The organism is Hydrophilobacter chitinilyticus (assembly GCF_049860745.1).
Lineage (GTDB): Bacteria > Pseudomonadota > Gammaproteobacteria > Burkholderiales > Burkholderiaceae_C > Rhodoferax_B.
This window is the reverse complement of the sequence record NZ_CP187561.1, coordinates 2,595,950-2,610,853: the sequence shown is the minus strand read 5'-3', so window position 1 is coordinate 2,610,853 and position 14,904 is coordinate 2,595,950. Positions and strand designations below refer to the sequence as shown.

At 60.3% G+C, this 14,904-nt stretch carries 13 protein-coding genes and 1 tRNA gene; 8 read left to right on the top strand and 6 right to left on the bottom strand.

What is annotated here, in order from left to right:
* Positions 1-6: 6 nt before the first annotated feature.
* Positions 7-1,191 (top strand): lipid-transfer protein, encoded by a 1,185-nt coding sequence (locus ACPWMG_RS11590; protein WP_483304787.1) that lies wholly within the window; start codon positions 7-9, stop codon positions 1,189-1,191.
* On the opposite strand, the gene ACPWMG_RS11585 is transcribed toward ACPWMG_RS11590, so the two are convergent.
* Positions 1,192-2,697, bottom strand: coding sequence for a DASS family sodium-coupled anion symporter (locus tag ACPWMG_RS11585; protein WP_483304786.1), 1,506 nt, complete (start codon positions 2,695-2,697; stop codon positions 1,192-1,194).
* A gap of 181 nt (positions 2,698-2,878) precedes the next feature.
* Between ACPWMG_RS11585 and ACPWMG_RS11580 the strand changes: the two genes are divergently transcribed.
* From ACPWMG_RS11580 to ACPWMG_RS11560, 5 genes are all read left to right on the top strand, one after another.
* The gene (locus tag ACPWMG_RS11580) at positions 2,879-3,241 is read left to right on the top strand and encodes a YggL 50S ribosome-binding family protein (protein WP_483304785.1); all 363 of its coding nucleotides are present in this window, start codon (positions 2,879-2,881) and stop codon (positions 3,239-3,241) included.
* Between the two features lie 113 nt (positions 3,242-3,354).
* Positions 3,355-3,428 (top strand) — tRNA-Gly (locus ACPWMG_RS11575).
* Between the two features lie 219 nt (positions 3,429-3,647).
* On the top strand, positions 3,648-4,472 hold the full coding sequence (locus tag ACPWMG_RS11570) for a PEP-CTERM sorting domain-containing protein (RefSeq protein ID WP_483304784.1): 825 nt from the start codon (positions 3,648-3,650) through the stop codon (positions 4,470-4,472).
* A gap of 139 nt (positions 4,473-4,611) precedes the next feature.
* Positions 4,612-6,624: a peptidase U32 family protein gene (locus ACPWMG_RS11565; RefSeq protein WP_483304783.1), complete on the top strand. Its 2,013-nt coding sequence runs from the start codon at positions 4,612-4,614 to the stop codon at positions 6,622-6,624.
* Between the two features lie 84 nt (positions 6,625-6,708).
* Entirely contained in the window at positions 6,709-7,314 is a 606-nt protein-coding gene (locus ACPWMG_RS11560; RefSeq protein ID WP_483304782.1) for a MarR family winged helix-turn-helix transcriptional regulator, read from the top strand.
* Here the strand turns inward: ACPWMG_RS11560 and ACPWMG_RS11555 are convergent, their stop codons facing one another.
* The 3 genes from ACPWMG_RS11555 to ACPWMG_RS11545 are packed head-to-tail and all read right to left on the bottom strand — an operon-like array spanning position 7,315 to position 10,059.
* Positions 7,315-8,712: a CoA transferase gene (locus ACPWMG_RS11555; protein ID WP_483304781.1), complete on the bottom strand. Its 1,398-nt coding sequence runs from the start codon at positions 8,710-8,712 to the stop codon at positions 7,315-7,317. It abuts the gene before it with no gap.
* Between the two features lies 1 nt (position 8,713).
* Positions 8,714-9,349, bottom strand: a complete 636-nt coding sequence (locus ACPWMG_RS11550; protein WP_483304780.1) for a 3-oxoacid CoA-transferase subunit B — start codon at positions 9,347-9,349, stop codon at positions 8,714-8,716.
* 2 nt (positions 9,350-9,351) lie between these two features.
* Entirely contained in the window at positions 9,352-10,059 is a 708-nt protein-coding gene (locus ACPWMG_RS11545; protein ID WP_483304779.1) for a CoA transferase subunit A, read from the bottom strand.
* 148 nt (positions 10,060-10,207) lie between these two features.
* On the opposite strand from ACPWMG_RS11545, the gene ACPWMG_RS11540 reads away from it, so the two are divergent.
* Positions 10,208-10,768 carry a LuxR C-terminal-related transcriptional regulator gene (locus tag ACPWMG_RS11540; RefSeq protein ID WP_422831825.1) on the top strand — a complete coding sequence of 187 codons (561 nt, stop codon included), beginning with the start codon at positions 10,208-10,210 and terminating at the stop codon, positions 10,766-10,768.
* Between the two features lie 25 nt (positions 10,769-10,793).
* On the opposite strand, the gene katG is transcribed toward ACPWMG_RS11540, so the two are convergent.
* The gene (katG, locus tag ACPWMG_RS11535) at positions 10,794-12,941 is read right to left on the bottom strand and encodes a catalase/peroxidase HPI (protein ID WP_483304778.1); all 2,148 of its coding nucleotides are present in this window, start codon (positions 12,939-12,941) and stop codon (positions 10,794-10,796) included.
* 352 nt (positions 12,942-13,293) lie between these two features.
* Entirely contained in the window at positions 13,294-14,022 is a 729-nt protein-coding gene (locus tag ACPWMG_RS11530; protein ID WP_483304777.1) for an FkbM family methyltransferase, read from the bottom strand.
* A 191-nt stretch (positions 14,023-14,213) separates the two neighbouring features.
* On the opposite strand from ACPWMG_RS11530, the gene ACPWMG_RS11525 reads away from it, so the two are divergent.
* Positions 14,214-14,816 (top strand): peroxidase-related enzyme, encoded by a 603-nt coding sequence (locus tag ACPWMG_RS11525; protein WP_483304776.1) that lies wholly within the window; start codon positions 14,214-14,216, stop codon positions 14,814-14,816.
* Positions 14,817-14,904 lie beyond the last annotated feature (88 nt).

The following is a 14,904-nucleotide window of genomic DNA, read 5'->3' as shown; positions in this document are numbered from 1 at the left end:
GCCCTCATGGCACAAGATGTTTACGTCGTTGGCGTCGGCATGATCCCGTTCGCAAAACCCGGCGCCAGCGCCTCTTATGACGAGATGGGCGCACAGGCCATGCGCGCCGCGCTGGCCGACGCCCACTTGGACTACGACAAGGTGCAGCAGGTCTACGCCGGCTACGTGTACGGCGACTCGTGCTGCGGCCAACGCGCCGCCTACGCGGTGGGCATGACCGGCGTGCCGGTTTTCAACGTCAACAACAATTGCTCGACCGGCTCCACGGCGTTGTTTCTGGCGCGCCAGGCGGTGGCCTCTGGCGCAGTCGACTGCGCTTTGGCCGTGGGCTTTGAGCAGATGAAACCCGGTGCGCTGGGCTCGGTGTTTGACGACCGCCCTACCCCCTTCGACAAGTTTGAAGCCGAAGCCGATGCACTGCTACAGGTTGAGGGTGTGCCACTGGCTTTGCGCTACTTTGGCGGCGCTGGCTTGGCGCACATGCAGCAATACGGCACGCAGTTGTCTACCTTCGCCAAGATCCGCGCCAAGGCCAGCCGCCATGCAGCGAACAACCCGTTGGCGCTGTTCCGCAAAGTGGTGACCGAAGAAGAAGTGCTCGCCTCGCCCGTGATGTGGCCCGGCGTGATGACGCGCCTGATGGCCTGCCCGCCCACCTGTGGCGGCGCGGCGGCCATCGTGTGCAGCGAAGCGTTTGCGCAGCGCCACGGCCTCAACCGCCAGGTGCGCATCCGCGCGCAGGCCATGACCACCGACACCGCCTCCACCTTCACAGCACACGACATGCGCCAACTGGTGGGTTTCGACATGACCCACGCCGCAGCGCAACAGGTCTACGCCCAAGCCGGCATCGCCCCGCAAGATGTGCAGGTGGTGGAGTTGCACGACTGCTTTGCCCACAACGAACTCATCACCTACGAAGGCTTGGGTCTATGCGCAGAAGGCCAGGCCGAACAGTTTGTGCTCGACGGCGACAACACCTACGGCGGCCGTTTCGTCACCAACCCATCGGGTGGACTGCTCTCCAAAGGCCACCCTTTGGGCGCCACCGGCTTGGCGCAATGCACCGAGCTGGTCCACCAGTTGCGCGGCACGGCAGAACAACGCCAGGTGGAAGGTGCGCGCCTGGCGCTGCAGCACAACCTTGGGTTGGGCGGCGCTTGTGTGGTGACGCTGTACGAGCGGGCTTGATCACCAGTAACCCAGCAGCTTCCACCAACCGATGCCCACCAACGCGAAGATCAATAGCTCGGCTACACACATGGCCAAGCCCACGCGCCACCACAGACCCATGGTCACGTAACCGCTGCCAAAGATGATGGGCGAGGTACCAGTGGCGTAGTGCGTCAAGGTCATCATGATGGCCGAGCCCGCGGTCATCATCAGCATAAACGGCACCACATACTCGGCCGGGATCAACTGCGCACCCACGGTCAAGAACGCCAGCAGCATGGCGCTGATATGTGCCGTGGTGCTGGCAAACAGGTAGTGCGAAAACACAAAGGTCAGCACCAGCACGGCCGCCACCGGCGCCCAGCCCATGCCGCTGGCCACGATGGCGCCCTTCATGCCTTCAGAGAACCAGCCGATCACACCGGTCTTGTTCAACTGTTCGGCCAGCATCACCAGCGCGCCAAACCACACCAGCGTGTCCCAGGCGCTTTTCTCGGACAACACGTCGTCCCAGTCGATGGTGCCGGTGATGATCAGCACAAACAGGCCGACAAAGGCCACCACCGTCGGGTCCAGCGTGAAAGCGGGCCCCAACACCATGGCCGGCAGATTAGCCCACAAGATGAGCAGCAGCGCAAATGTGCCCAGCATCACCTTTTCCTTACCGCTCAACGGCCCCATGCGTTCGATCTCACCGCGCGCATAGGCCACAGCATTCGGTGTGGCCTTCAGCTCCGGCGGCGACAACAAGTAGACCAGCAGCGGCATCACCAGCAGGCACACCAGGCCCGGCAGCAACATACACAGCGCCCAGGTGGTCCACGACAGGTGAAAGCTCTGGTTGGTGGCCTTGGCCACATAGTCGACCACCAGCGGATTAGGCGCCGTGGCCGTGAGGAACATGGCCGAAGTGATGGGGTTGGCGTGGTAGTTCACCAAGGCCAGGTAGGTGCCTACTTTGCCCTGCGTGCCCTTGGCCGGGTCGGAGTCAAACGCATTGGAAATCGACTTCATGATGGGGTGCACAATGCCGCCGCCACGTGCAGTGTTGCTCGGCGTAAACGGCGCCAGCACCAGCTCACACACCGTGAGCCCGTAGCCGATGCCGATGGTGCGCTTGCCCAGCAACGCAATGAACATCAGCCCGATGCGACTGCCCAGCCCCGTTTTCTTCAGCCCGCGCGAGATCAGAATCGCCACCACAATCAACCAGATCAGCGGGTTGGCAAAGCTGCTCAGTGCGTCGGTGATCGCGCCCTTGGATGATGTAGACGTGACCTGCGACAGCGACACAATGACGATGGCCATCATCGCCATCACCCCGATGGGCATTACCTTGAGGATGATGGCCACGATGGTGGTCAGGAAAATCGCTACCAGCGCCCATGCCTTGGGCGTCAGTCCCTCCGGGCACGGCACCGCCAGCAAGGCGAGCAACACCGCCGTGGTGATGAGGGCCGGCCCCAGACGAAACGGCACCGCGTCATTGAAATACCGGAACATCGCTTTGATCTTGTCGAGCATCGATTCATCCTCTCGTTGAAGTGAAACACTGGCCGGCAGATTCGGCGCCGCCGCGCTCTGAACCATACCGCAGGTATACACACAGAATCACCGCTTGGAGCACGCTCGCCCACGGCCCCTAGAATCGGCACCCCGGCAAGCCACAGTTCCTGCGGCGCCCAGCCTTCTGAAAGCCCGTCCCATGACCATGAAACTCAACCCACCTCTGTCACGCAACCGTAGCCGTCGCCGTATGAAGAAGCTGCGGATTGGTGAGTTTCAAGAGCTGGGCTTCACCCTGTCGGCCGAGCTACACAAGGAACTCAGCCCCGAAGAGCAAAACGCCTTTCTGTCGGCCTTTCTCGACGACGTGATCGAAGCGCGCGGCCTGGCCTACGGCGGCGGTGTGGACCTAGGCTTTGTGTCCAAGTTCGAACGTGGCTCGGCCACCGAAGAAGACCGCCAAGCCGTCAAGACCTGGTACGCGGCACGCCCTGAAGTCAAAGAAACCACCGTGGGTGACTTGGTCGACTGCTGGCACGAAGGCCCGCAATACACGGCCTAAGCCGTGAGATTCAACGCGCTGCTCGCTGCCAACTGCAGTTAGAATCGCGCCACCGCTGGGGTCCACGCAGCCCTGCGGTGCACTGAAAGTCACGCCAGACGATGGCTTTCCTTGCGGGTGTAGTTCAATGGTAGAACGCTAGCTTCCCAAGCTCGATACGTGAGTTCGATTCTCATCACCCGCTCCAAACAATCCTCTCTCTATTTTTGAGCCACGGCGACGGGCTTGAAAACTTCCACGCGCCCCTGTTTGGTTGCGCGCTGATTCCGGATTTGGCTAAAGCCTTGCGCTAACGACGGACGGCCTGGGCCACGTTTTGATCCTTTTGCGCAACTTTGTATACAAACAACAAGGCCAGGTAACTTGGTGCGCCACACTCTCGGGTTTACAGAGAGGACGGGACGTCATGAAAACATTAATCGCCATCGCCGCTTTGACTGCAGCAAATATCGCCAGCGCAGCACCGCAAACCATTTACTTTGCAGGAAACGTTTACAACGGAGTTATCGGCAACTCTGCTACGCAAAAGTGGGATCCAGTTACAGGAGATGGTTCCTTTTTCGGCTCGATCACATTCGATGCAACAAAAGGAACGCAGGAATCTTACGGAGGTGCGCCTTACAGCACGGTAGTAGCCCGCGCTACGTATGAAAAAGGGAATGATGCCATCGTGTCGGGCTTCACTTTTAACTTCAGAAACGCAACATATTCTGAGCTTCCGGCGCCTTCTTCAGTTGATTTAAAACGCTCCTCCATCTCGTGGTATATCAGCGATTTTCAACTTAATGGCGACCAGCAATGGATACCACTGAATGGAGTTTATGTTGTTGGCACGTCCACCAACGCCCAGACCATTTCAAATATGTCTAATGTTGAGCATGTGTCCAAGCTCTCAAGAGCTCTGAACGTCAGCCTTCAGGGAGATGCAGATTTTGTTGGGAATATTTTTGATCTAGCGAGTCTTCCCAATCTAGATGAATTCGATCCGACCAAGTCGCTCATCAGTTTTACGAACTCAAGCTATACCTGCGCTTACAGGCTCGTTAACTGTCAAACACAGGCATCGTTGGACGATGGTGGGGTTAGCGTTTCAGGCAGGCTAACCTACTTGAGCACGACCCCTTTGCAGGCTTCGGAATTGCCAGAACCAAGCTCTCTCGCACTGGTCGCGTTGGGCATCGTTGGCCTCGCAGGTTTTCGCAGAAAAAGCGCCCAGCGCTCTGTGACCTAAAACGAAGAGACAAGCTAGTAGAAGGGATCTACTGGCAATGGGCGCACGCAGCCAAGTCATTGCGCCTGACTGTTTGAAGGCTAGATAAAATCCGAGCCAAACAGCCAAGGCAGGCCCCAACCGGGCGGCCAACCCCACTATGTCTCTGCTCCACCATCAACTTGAGTTGTTGGCCCCTGCACGTGATGCCGACATTGGCATCGAGGCCATCAACCACGGCGCCGACGCCGTCTACATCGGCGGGCCCGGTTTTGGCGCACGCGCGTCGGCCGGCAACAGCATCCAGGATATTGAGCGTCTGTGCCGCCACGCGCACCGTTTCAACAGCAAGATCTTCATCACGCTCAACACCATTCTGCGTGACGACGAGCTGGAACCCGCGCGGCGCATGGCCTGGGACGTGTACAACGCCGGAGCCGATGTGTTGATCGTGCAGGACATGGGCCTGCTCGATATCGACCTGCCGCCCATCCAGTTACACGCCAGCACGCAGACCGACATTCGCACGGTGGAAAAAGCGCGCTTCATGCAGGATGTGGGGTTTTCGCAGATTGTGCTCGCGCGCGAACTCACGCTCAAGCAGATCAACGCCATCCACCAAGGGCTGGATGCCGACCGTTGCAAACTCGAGTTCTTTGTGCACGGCGCGCTGTGTGTGGCCTACAGCGGCCAGTGCTACATCAGCCATGCCCACACCGGCCGCAGCGCCAACCGAGGCGACTGCTCGCAGGCCTGCCGCCTGCCCTACCAGGTGGTCGACAGCAAGGGCCGCTTTGTGGCGCACGACAAACACGTGTTGTCGATGAAGGACAACAACCAGTCGGACAACATGGCCGCGCTGGTGGACGCAGGTGTGCGCAGTTTCAAGATCGAGGGTCGCTACAAGGACATGGCGTATGTGAAGAACATAACCGCCCACTACCGCCGCCTGATCGACGAAGTGATCGAGGCCCGCGAAACCGCTGGCGACCCGGAGCGCCCGCCGATGGCGCGCGCCTCCAGCGGGCGTACCACCTTCACGTTTACACCCGACCCCGACCAGAACTTCAACCGCGAGTTCACCGACTACTTCGTCAACGGCCGCAAGGAAGACATTGGCGCTTTCGACACGCCCAAAAACCCGGGGCAGACGATTGGCTGGGTGACCAAGGTGGGCCCCAACTGGGTGGAGCTGGAAGTGAGCGACGCGGCCACGGTGCTGCACAACGGCGACGGCCTTTGCTACTACGACTTGCAAAAAGAGTTGGTGGGCATGGCCATCAACCGTGCCGAGCCGGTGGCAGCAGGCCAAAACAACAAGCTTTGGCGCGTGTTCCCCAAGGACCCGGTGGCTGGCTTCAAAGACCTGCGCCGTGGCACCGAGGTCAACCGCAACCGCGACATGGACTGGGTGCGCATGCTGGATAAAAAGTCGAGCGAGCGCCGCATCGGCCTGTGGGCCGCCTTCAGCGAAACCCCTGACGGTTTTGAACTCAGCCTGACCGACGAAGACGGCCACCAAGCCAGCGCGCGCCTGCAGACAGCGCACAGCTTGGCGCGCGATGCAGCCCACTCCGAAGCCAATCTGCGCGAACACTTGGGCAAGTTTGGCGCCACGCTGTTCGAGCCGCTGGACATCAGTCTGAAGCTCAGCCAGCCCTGGTTTGTGCCGGCCTCAGCCTTGAACCAGCTACGCCGCGAGGCCGTGCAGGCGCTGGAAGATGCGCGCTTGGCCGCCTACGAGCGCCCGCAGCGTGCGACCGAAGTGCAGCCACCGGTCAACTACCCCGAAGATACCCTCACCTACCTGGCCAACGTGTTCAACGACCGTGCACGCGGCTTCTACGAACGCCATGGTGTGAAGGTGATCGCCGCAGCCTACGAGAGCCACGAAGAGGAAGGCGAAGTCTCGCTGATGATCACCAAGCACTGCGTGCGCTTCTCCATGAGCCTGTGCCCCAAGCAGGCCAAGGGCGTGACGGGTGTGCAAGGCACGGTGCGCGCCGAACCACTGACGCTGGTCAACGGCAAGGAAAAGCTCACGCTGCGCTTTGACTGCAAGCCGTGCGAGATGCACGTGGTGGGCAAGATGAAGCGCTCGGTGCTGCAAGCGGCCAAGGAACAGCCACTGACCTTCTATCGCACCCGGCCAGATGCGCAGCCGCTGCACTGACAACGCGCCTTGAGACTGCGAGCCCTGCTAATTTGCGCGGGCTCGTGGTCAGCAGCACCCCGCTTGGCCGAATAACAGCCAGTAATGGCTGTAGCATCTGGTGGCAACAGCATGCTTTTTCAGGCCATGAAGACCAACGACAACCAGAACATCCTGCGCCATTGGCGCGAAGCCGTCCCGGACGACCGGCTAGCCCATTTGATACGCGATACCGAGCGCGCATTTCGAAAATCTTTGCAAATGCGCCTGGCCGAGCACGGCGTGCCATTTGGGCACTGGAGTTTTCTGCGCATCTTGTGGGAAGCAGATGGGCTGACGCAGCGTGAATTGAGCGACCACGCCGGCGTGATGGAGCCCACCACATTTGCCGCCATGAAAACCATGGAGGCGCAAGGCTATGTGGAGCGCCGGCAGTTGCCCACCAACAAGAAGAACATCTATGTGTACCTGACCGAAGAAGGCCGGGCGCTGAAAGAAAAACTGGTTCCGCTGGCCGAAGAAGTGAACCACATCAGCATTGGCGGCGTGACGGCAACCGACGTGACACGCACGCGCAACGTCCTGTTGGCGATGATTGAAAACCTGGCCCAAGACGAAGCAAACTGGAACCAGCAGGCTCCCGCGCCAGCCGCCGAAGAATCCGCGCCCGCCGGTGCCCGCCCTGCACCCGTCAAAAAGCGCAAGGTCTGATCAATCACCCCAACGTGGGAGATGTGTGCCCGGTGGAGCCGATGGCCGCGCCCAGCGCGCCGGGGTGCGTTCCAGTTGCGCGGCGTGGCGTAGCGCTTGCAGCGCGCCGTAGCCGCTGTCCAGCGACGCCACCCAGGGCGTGATCGGCGGTTCGCTGACCGCAAAACCATTCTCCACGCGCCCCAGTTGCCGCACCCACTGCGCGGTTTGCGCCAGCGATAAACGCACCAGCCAACTGCCGCCCTCTTGCTGCTGGCGGCGCAATGCCGCAACAGTTGCAAAGGCAATCAAGAAACCACTGGCGTAATCGAGAATTTGCACGGGCAAAGCCTTGGGGCCGGTAAGCCCGGCGGCTTGGCCTTCAGCGTGGTTGAAGCCGGTGGCGGTTTGTACCAGCGAGTCAAAGCCGCGCCGGTTGTGCCACGGGCCTTGTTCACCGTAGGCCGAGAGCGAAACATAAACGATGCCGGGTCGTTGTGCTGCGGCCTGCTCTGGCCCTAAACCCAGGGCCTGCAAACCACCGGGCCTGTAGCCCTGCACCAGCACGTGGCTGCCTTGTAGCAACGTAGAAAAATTAGCCTGTCCGGCGACGGTGCGCAGGTCCACCAGAGCAGACCGTTTGCCTCGGCTGGTCTCGGCAATCGAAGCAATATTCGGCAGGTGCGGCGCGTTCACCAGCATCACGTCGGCGCCATAGGCCGCCAACGTGCGCCCACCCACTGGGCCGGCCAAGATGCGGGTGAGGTCGAGCACACGCACGCCGTGCAGCGGCGGAGCCTCAGCGGGCAACGCGGGCAGGGGCAAAGGCGGCGCGTCGCCAATGCGCTCCAGCGTCCACAGCGGCTGGGTTTTGAGCGCCAGCGCTTGGGGATGAGCATCCCAGGTAGCGAAGTCGCGCAAGGCAGCCACCACCAGGCGCTGCTCGGCGGCCGCAGTTTCAAAGGCTTCGGCGCGCCAATCCTTTAGTGCGGCGGTCACGTCTGGGGGTTGCGCCGTTTCCGGCGGCAAGCCCAGCAAGCGCAACGCGCCATCGCGGTGGTGCGCAAAGTTGGCGTGGATGCGCACCCAGCCATCGGCGCAGCGGTACAGACCCGAGAACGGGTCCCACTTGGGAGGCACCACGCCGTCGACGCTGAACCAGCCCGTGCACTCCTGCGCGGCGGCCAACATGTCCACACGGACCCGCTGCCGAGGTGCACCGCGCAAATGACCCAACTCGCAAGCGCCCAATGCAGCGGCGGCAATGCTCACCTGAGCGGCGGTGCCTACTTTGAACGACGACGGCAGCACCGGGTCGGCCCCGGTGAGGTGAATATGGTTCAGGCTCTCTGCCGGCAACCCAGCCGCAGACCACCATTCGGCGAGAGCTTGCAGCGGGGTAGCAGCCAGGGACGACACGTTAAATCAGCTTCACGCCCGTCTTGGCTTGCAGCGCTTCTAGCGTCACATCAGGCGCCAGCTCCACCACTTTGAGGCCTTGTGGCGTCACGTCAATCACGGCCAGGTCGGTGATGATGCGGTCGACCACGCCCACACCCGTCAATGGCAGCGTGCACTTGGGCAGGATCTTCAGGTCCTCGGTGCCGTCTTTCTTTTTGGCCACGTGTTCCATCAGCACGATCACGCGCTTCACGCCGGCCACCAAGTCCATGGCGCCGCCCATGCCTTTAACCATCTTGCCGGGGATCATCCAGTTGGCCAGGTCGCCGTGTTCGCTGACCTGCATGGCGCCCAGGATCGACAGGTTGATCTTGCCGCCGCGAATCATCGCAAAGCTGTCGTGGCTGCCGAAGATCGACGATCCCTTGATGGTGGTGACGGTTTGTTTGCCGGCATTGATCAGGTCGGCATCGACTTCGTCTTCGGTGGGGAATGGGCCGATGCCCAGCATGCCGTTTTCCGACTGCAGCCAGACTTCCTTATCGCCGGTGTGGTTGGCCACCAGCGTGGGAATGCCGATGCCCAGGTTCACATAGAAGCCGTCTTCGAGTTCTTGGGCTGCACGTGCCGCCATTTGGTCTTGGGTCCAAGCCATGATTACACCTTCGCCTTCTCAGTGATGGTTCGTTTTTCGATGCGTTTTTCGGGGTTGGGGTTGTGCACGATGCGGTGCACGTAGATGCCGGGCAGGTGCACCTGGTCGGGCACCATGTCGCCGGTCTCAACCACCTCTTCCACTTCCACCACACAAATCTTTCCGGCCATGGCCGCAGCGGGGTTGAAGTTGCGCGCGGTGAGGCGGAACTGCAGGTTGCCCGATTTGTCGGCACGGTGCGCCTTCACCAGTGCCACATCGGGCACCAGCGAGCGTTCCATCACATAGGTTTCGCCATCAAAATCGCGTAGCTCTTTGCCTTCGGCCACCATGGTTCCGACGCCGGTCTTGGTGAAGAAAGCCGGAATGCCCGCGCCGCCTGCGCGCAGCTTCTCGGCCAGCGTCCCTTGGGGTGTGAATTCAAGTTCCAGCTCACCAGCCAAGTATTGGCGCTCGAACTCTTTGTTCTCGCCCACGTAGCTGGAAATCATCTTCTTGATCTGCCGCGTCTCCAGCAGCTTGCCCAGGCCAAAGCCATCCACCCCTGCGTTGTTGGAGATGACGGTGAGGTCTTTGACGCCCGAATCCCGCAACGCGTCGATCAACGCTTCGGGAATGCCGCACAGGCCGAAACCGCCGACGGCAAACAGTTGGCCGTCTTGGACGATGCCTTTGAGGGCATCAGCCGCAGTGGGGAAAATTTTGTTCACAACGGACTCCTTAGGTACAAATCAACTGCTGGATCAACTGCTCGAATAAATGCGACGATACTACGTAACCCGATACGTAGAAGCTCGTAAGGACGAACGCCTAGTGACCTCACATACTGCCCTTGCCGCCGCCCCTACTGCTCATGCCTTGGGCTCAGAAATCGATTACCGCCTGGCCTTTGAGCTGGCCCCCATTGGCCTGGTGATCTCGCGCAACCGCACGATTGTGGACTGCAACCAGCATTTATGCGAGATGTTCGGCGCCACACGTGACCAATTGGTGAACCAGTCATTTCTGGTGCTGTACCCCACGGCATCCGAATACGAACGCATGGGTGCGCGCATCGCACCGATCTTGAATGCCAAGGGCCACTACGCCGACAACCGCATCATGAAGCGCTTCGACGGCCGTTTCAAAGACGAAACTTTTTGGTGCCATGTGACGGGGCGCGCGTTCAACCGTGCGGCACCGCATGAGGCAGGCGTTTGGTCATTTGAAGATCTGTCGGCCATGCGTCCCGTGAAGGCCGAACTGACGGCGCGCGAGCGTGAGGTCGCGGCATTTTTGATGGATGGCCTGACCTCGAAGGAGATCGGCCGGGCTTTGGGCATCAGCCACCGCACGGTGGAGATTTACCGCGCGCGTTTGATGCGCAAGTACGAGGCCAGCACGTCGGCTGACCTCGTTCACAAGCTGATGGCGGGTTAAGAAGCTACGCCATCAGCAGGAGCCATCAAGCCAGGTCGAAGCGGTCCGCGTTCATCACCTTCGTCCACGCGGCCACGAAGTCGTTCACCAACTTCTGCTTTCCGTCAGCGCTGGCGTACACCTCGGCATAAGCACGCAGCACCGAGTTGGAGCCGAAGATCAGGTCGTTGCGCGTGCCGGTGTACTTCACAGCGCCCGTCTTGCGATCACGGCCTTCAAACACTTCGGCGTCTGAGTCGACGGCTTTCCATTCCGTGCCCATGTCGAGCAGGTTGACGAAGAAGTCGTTGGACAGTGTGCCCACCTTGTCGGTGAACACACCGTATTTGCCGCTGTCAGCATTCGTGCCCAGCACGCGCAGGCCGCCAACCAGTGCGGTCAACTCAGGGGCCGTCAGCGTCAGCAGTTGGGCGCGGTCGATCAGCAACGCCTCGGTCGATGCGCCGATGAGGCCCTTTTTGTAGTTGCGGAAGCCATCGGCAAACGGCTCCATCACCTCGAAGGATTCCACGTCGGTTTGCTCTTGCGTAGCGTCCACCCGGCCCGGTGCAAAAGGTACTTCGGTCAACACACCAGCGGCTTGGGCGGCTTGTTCTACGCCCACATTACCGGCCAGCACAATCACATCAGCCAACGAAGCCTTGCCCGATGCCTTCTGGATGTCGATCAACTTACCCAGCGCCTTGATGGCGTTCTGGTTGACTTCCCAGTCCTTCTGCGGGGCCAGCGCCAGACGCGCACCGTTGGCACCGCCGCGCTTGTCACCGCCACGGAAGGTAGAAGCCGAGGCCCAGGCGACCGAGACCAGTTCGCCCACCGACAAACCAGCGGCGGCAATCTTCGACTTCAGATCGGCAATGTCATCCCCCGTGGGCTGGTGCGTGGCGGCTGGCAGAGGATCTTGCCAGATCAGGTCTTCCTTCGGCACTTCCGGGCCGAGGTAACGCGCCTTGGGGCCCATGTCGCGGTGCGTCAGCTTGAACCAGGCACGTGCAAAGGCTTCGGCAAACGCTTGCGGGTCTTCAGAGAAACGCTTGGAGATCTTGCCGAACTCGGGGTCGAAGCGCAGCGTGAGATCGGTGGTCAGCATGGTGGGCTTCTGGAACTTGCCGGGCACGTGCGCATCGGGAATGATGTCTGGTGCATCTTTGGCCACCCACTGCTTGGCACCGGCAGGAGACTTGGTGAGTTCCCATTCGAACTTGAACAGGTTCTCGAAAAAGTTGTTGCTCCACAGCGCCGGGGTCTTGGTCCACGTGACTTCCAGGCCGCTGGAAACGGTGTCTTTGCCATGGCCGCTGCCGAAGTTGCTGTTCCAGCCCAGGCCTTGTGCCTCGATGCCAGCGCCTTCAGGCTCAGGGCCTTTGTGCGATTCAGGTGCGGCACCGTGGGTTTTACCAAAGGTGTGGCCACCGGCGATCAGCGCGACGATTTCTTCGTCGTTCATCGCCATGCGGCTGAAGGTGGCGCGGATGTCTTTGGCGGCGGCCATGTAGTCGCCGCTGGCGTTCGGGCCTTCGGGGTTGACGTAGATCAGGCCCATGTGGGTGGCGCCCAGGTTCTTATCCAACTCACGATCGCCGCTGAAGCGTTTGTCGGTGCCCAGCCAAGTGGTCTCGGCGCCCCAGTTCACATCCATGTCGGGTTCCCAAACGTCTTCACGGCCACCGGCAAAGCCGAAGGTGCGAAAGCCCATGGATTCGAGTGCCACGTTGCCTGTCAAGATGAACAGGTCGGCCCACGAAATCTTCTGGCCGTATTTCTGTTTGATGGGCCACAGCAGGCGACGCGACTTGTCGATGTTGACGTTGTCGGGCCACGAATTCAGCGGCGCAAAACGTTGCTGGCCACGGCCACCGCCGCCCCGGCCATCTTGCGTGCGGTAGGTGCCAGCGGAGTGCCAGGCCATGCGGATGAACTGCGGGCCGTAATGGCCGAAGTCGGCGGGCCACCAGTCTTGGCTGTCGGTCATCAGCTTGACCAAATCGGCCTTCAGGGCGCGGTAGTCGAGCTTCTTGAATTCTTCGGCGTAGTTGAACTTCTCGCCCAAGGGGTTGGATTTGTTGGAGTGCTGGTTCAGCAGGTCAACGCGCAACTGGTTGGGCCACCAATCTTTGTTCGCGGTACCACCGCCGGCGGCGTGGTGGAAGGGGCACTTGGCTTCTGTGGACATGGGGCTCTCTCCTTTATAGGTGGGTGAATGGCGTTTTCATCGGATCGCGCGCGGATCAAAACCATGTGCGATCCCGGTTGCCGCCAACCGGAACTTCTGGCCAAGAAGTCAAACGGGAATATGCCCGCATCAGACCTCTTTGCAAAGAAAGAACGATGACGGCCATGATAATCAAATACTATCGATTACCTGAATAGATAAATTTCATCTATTCGATAGGCGTTTTCAAACAGACTGTCTGGCCGGCACATCATGAACAGTCTGCAAACACAGGTAAATCACCCATTCGAGGCGGGCACGAATGATGATTTAGAGGCAATGGCGTTGCACCACTGCCCCAAACGCGGACAGGTCAGGCGCCGACCAAGCCGCCAAATTCAGCGCGCCGCATAAAACAGTTCATTTCCAGCAGGCCGCCATCGGCCACACGGTTGACCACAGAGAGGTTGAACAGCTCGAAGCCAGCAGCTTCATAACACTGCAAAGCCTCCAGATAATGCGGCATGCCTTTGTAGAGCGGCACGACCGAGAGTTCTGATTGGAGCCCCAGGATTGGCGCCATGCTGCCCGCCAGCCCCTTGAACACTTCCAGGTCGTAGCCCTGCGTGTCCATCTTCAGGAACACACGCTCGCAACCCACTTCAGCCAAGATGCCGGGCAACAAGCTGTCGAGCCGCTTCACGGTCACTGTTTCAAGCCGGGCGTTGCGGTCGGGCAGCACAGACTCCAGCAGCGAAGTCATCACCGTCAAACCACCCACGTTGATGTCAACCGTACTCTCCTCACTGCCCAGCGCCGTTTGGTAGCCGCGCCATTTGGCGTCCGAGGCAAAGTGCTGCTGCATCACCGCAAACTCACTCGCCAAAGGCTCAAACGAGACGATGTGCCCGTCATAGCCAATGCTGCGCAACTCGCTGGCGAATTGGCCTCGGTTGGCCCCCACATCCAGCACACACTGCACCTGCAGTTGCTGCAGCAGATTGCGCAGAAAAAACAACTCGGCCATCCGATCCAATTGCGGCTGCGGCAGGCGCAGCCCCCTCGAAATGCTCCACATCGCAGCATCTTTGACAAAACCCATAAAGCGTCGCTCCTGGTCAAAATCAAACTTGATTGGGGGTCCGAGCGCAATGTAGTGCATACATCCTTTTTTGGGGAGAGAAATCTCGATGCAAGGGGCAAACCCCAAGGCTCACCCGGGCCAACACCAGCGCAGCCGCGCCGTATCATGGACGCGCGCCTTTCATGCAACTGAAACAAAGAGACATCGCCATGACCACTGCTCCCGCCAGCCGCGCACGCTATCCCCTTCCCGACCTCAACACCCTGCCCGACGATCTCAAAGCCAAGATCCTTGAAGTGCAAGAGAAGGCGGGCTTCGTCCCCAACGTGTTCCTGGCGCTGGCACGTCGACCGGCTGAGTGGCGCGCGTTCTTTGCGTACCACGACGCGTTGATGCTCAAGGAGGAAGGTTCGCTGACCAAAGGTGAGCGCGAAATGATCGTCACCACCACCAGCGCGGCCAACCAATGTTTGTACTGCGTGGTGGCACATGGCGCGCTGTTGCGCATCTACGAGAAAAAGCCGCTGGTGGCCGACCAGGTGGCGGTGAACTACCGCAAGGCCGACATCTCACGGCGCCAGCGCGCGATGCTCGACTTCGCCATGAAGGTCAGCCAGCACTCGGCTGAAATCGACGACACCGATTTCGCCGCGCTGCACCTGCACGGCTTCGACGACGAAGACATCTGGGACATCGCCGCCATCACTGCTTTCTTTGGTTTGTCCAACCGCATGGCCAGCTTTGCGGGCATGACGCCCAACCCGGAGTTCTACCTGCTGGGGCGTGTGCCGAAATCGGCCAAAGCCAACTAGCTGTTCACGCTTTTGTTTTAATCACGAAGCACGCTCACGTGCTGCTGCTCTCAATCCGAACTGGAGTCATTTGTGGTCAACCCGAATC

Excerpts from the sequence above, each read along its gene's own strand:
- ACPWMG_RS11590 (WP_483304787.1), top strand. The coding sequence starts at position 7 with ATGGCACAAGATGTTTACGTCGTTGGCGTCGGCATGATCCCGTTCGCA.
- ACPWMG_RS11585 (WP_483304786.1), bottom strand. The coding sequence starts at position 2,697 with ATGCTCGACAAGATCAAAGCGATGTTCCGGTATTTCAATGACGCGGTG.
- ACPWMG_RS11580 (WP_483304785.1), top strand. The coding sequence starts at position 2,879 with ATGACCATGAAACTCAACCCACCTCTGTCACGCAACCGTAGCCGTCGC.
- ACPWMG_RS11570 (WP_483304784.1), top strand. The coding sequence starts at position 3,648 with ATGAAAACATTAATCGCCATCGCCGCTTTGACTGCAGCAAATATCGCC.
- ACPWMG_RS11565 (WP_483304783.1), top strand. The coding sequence starts at position 4,612 with ATGTCTCTGCTCCACCATCAACTTGAGTTGTTGGCCCCTGCACGTGAT.
- ACPWMG_RS11560 (WP_483304782.1), top strand. The coding sequence starts at position 6,709 with ATGGCTGTAGCATCTGGTGGCAACAGCATGCTTTTTCAGGCCATGAAG.
- ACPWMG_RS11550 (WP_483304780.1), bottom strand. The coding sequence starts at position 9,349 with ATGGCTTGGACCCAAGACCAAATGGCGGCACGTGCAGCCCAAGAACTC.
- katG (WP_483304778.1), bottom strand. The coding sequence starts at position 12,941 with ATGTCCACAGAAGCCAAGTGCCCCTTCCACCACGCCGCCGGCGGTGGT.
- ACPWMG_RS11530 (WP_483304777.1), bottom strand. The coding sequence starts at position 14,022 with ATGGGTTTTGTCAAAGATGCTGCGATGTGGAGCATTTCGAGGGGGCTG.
- ACPWMG_RS11525 (WP_483304776.1), top strand. The coding sequence starts at position 14,214 with ATGACCACTGCTCCCGCCAGCCGCGCACGCTATCCCCTTCCCGACCTC.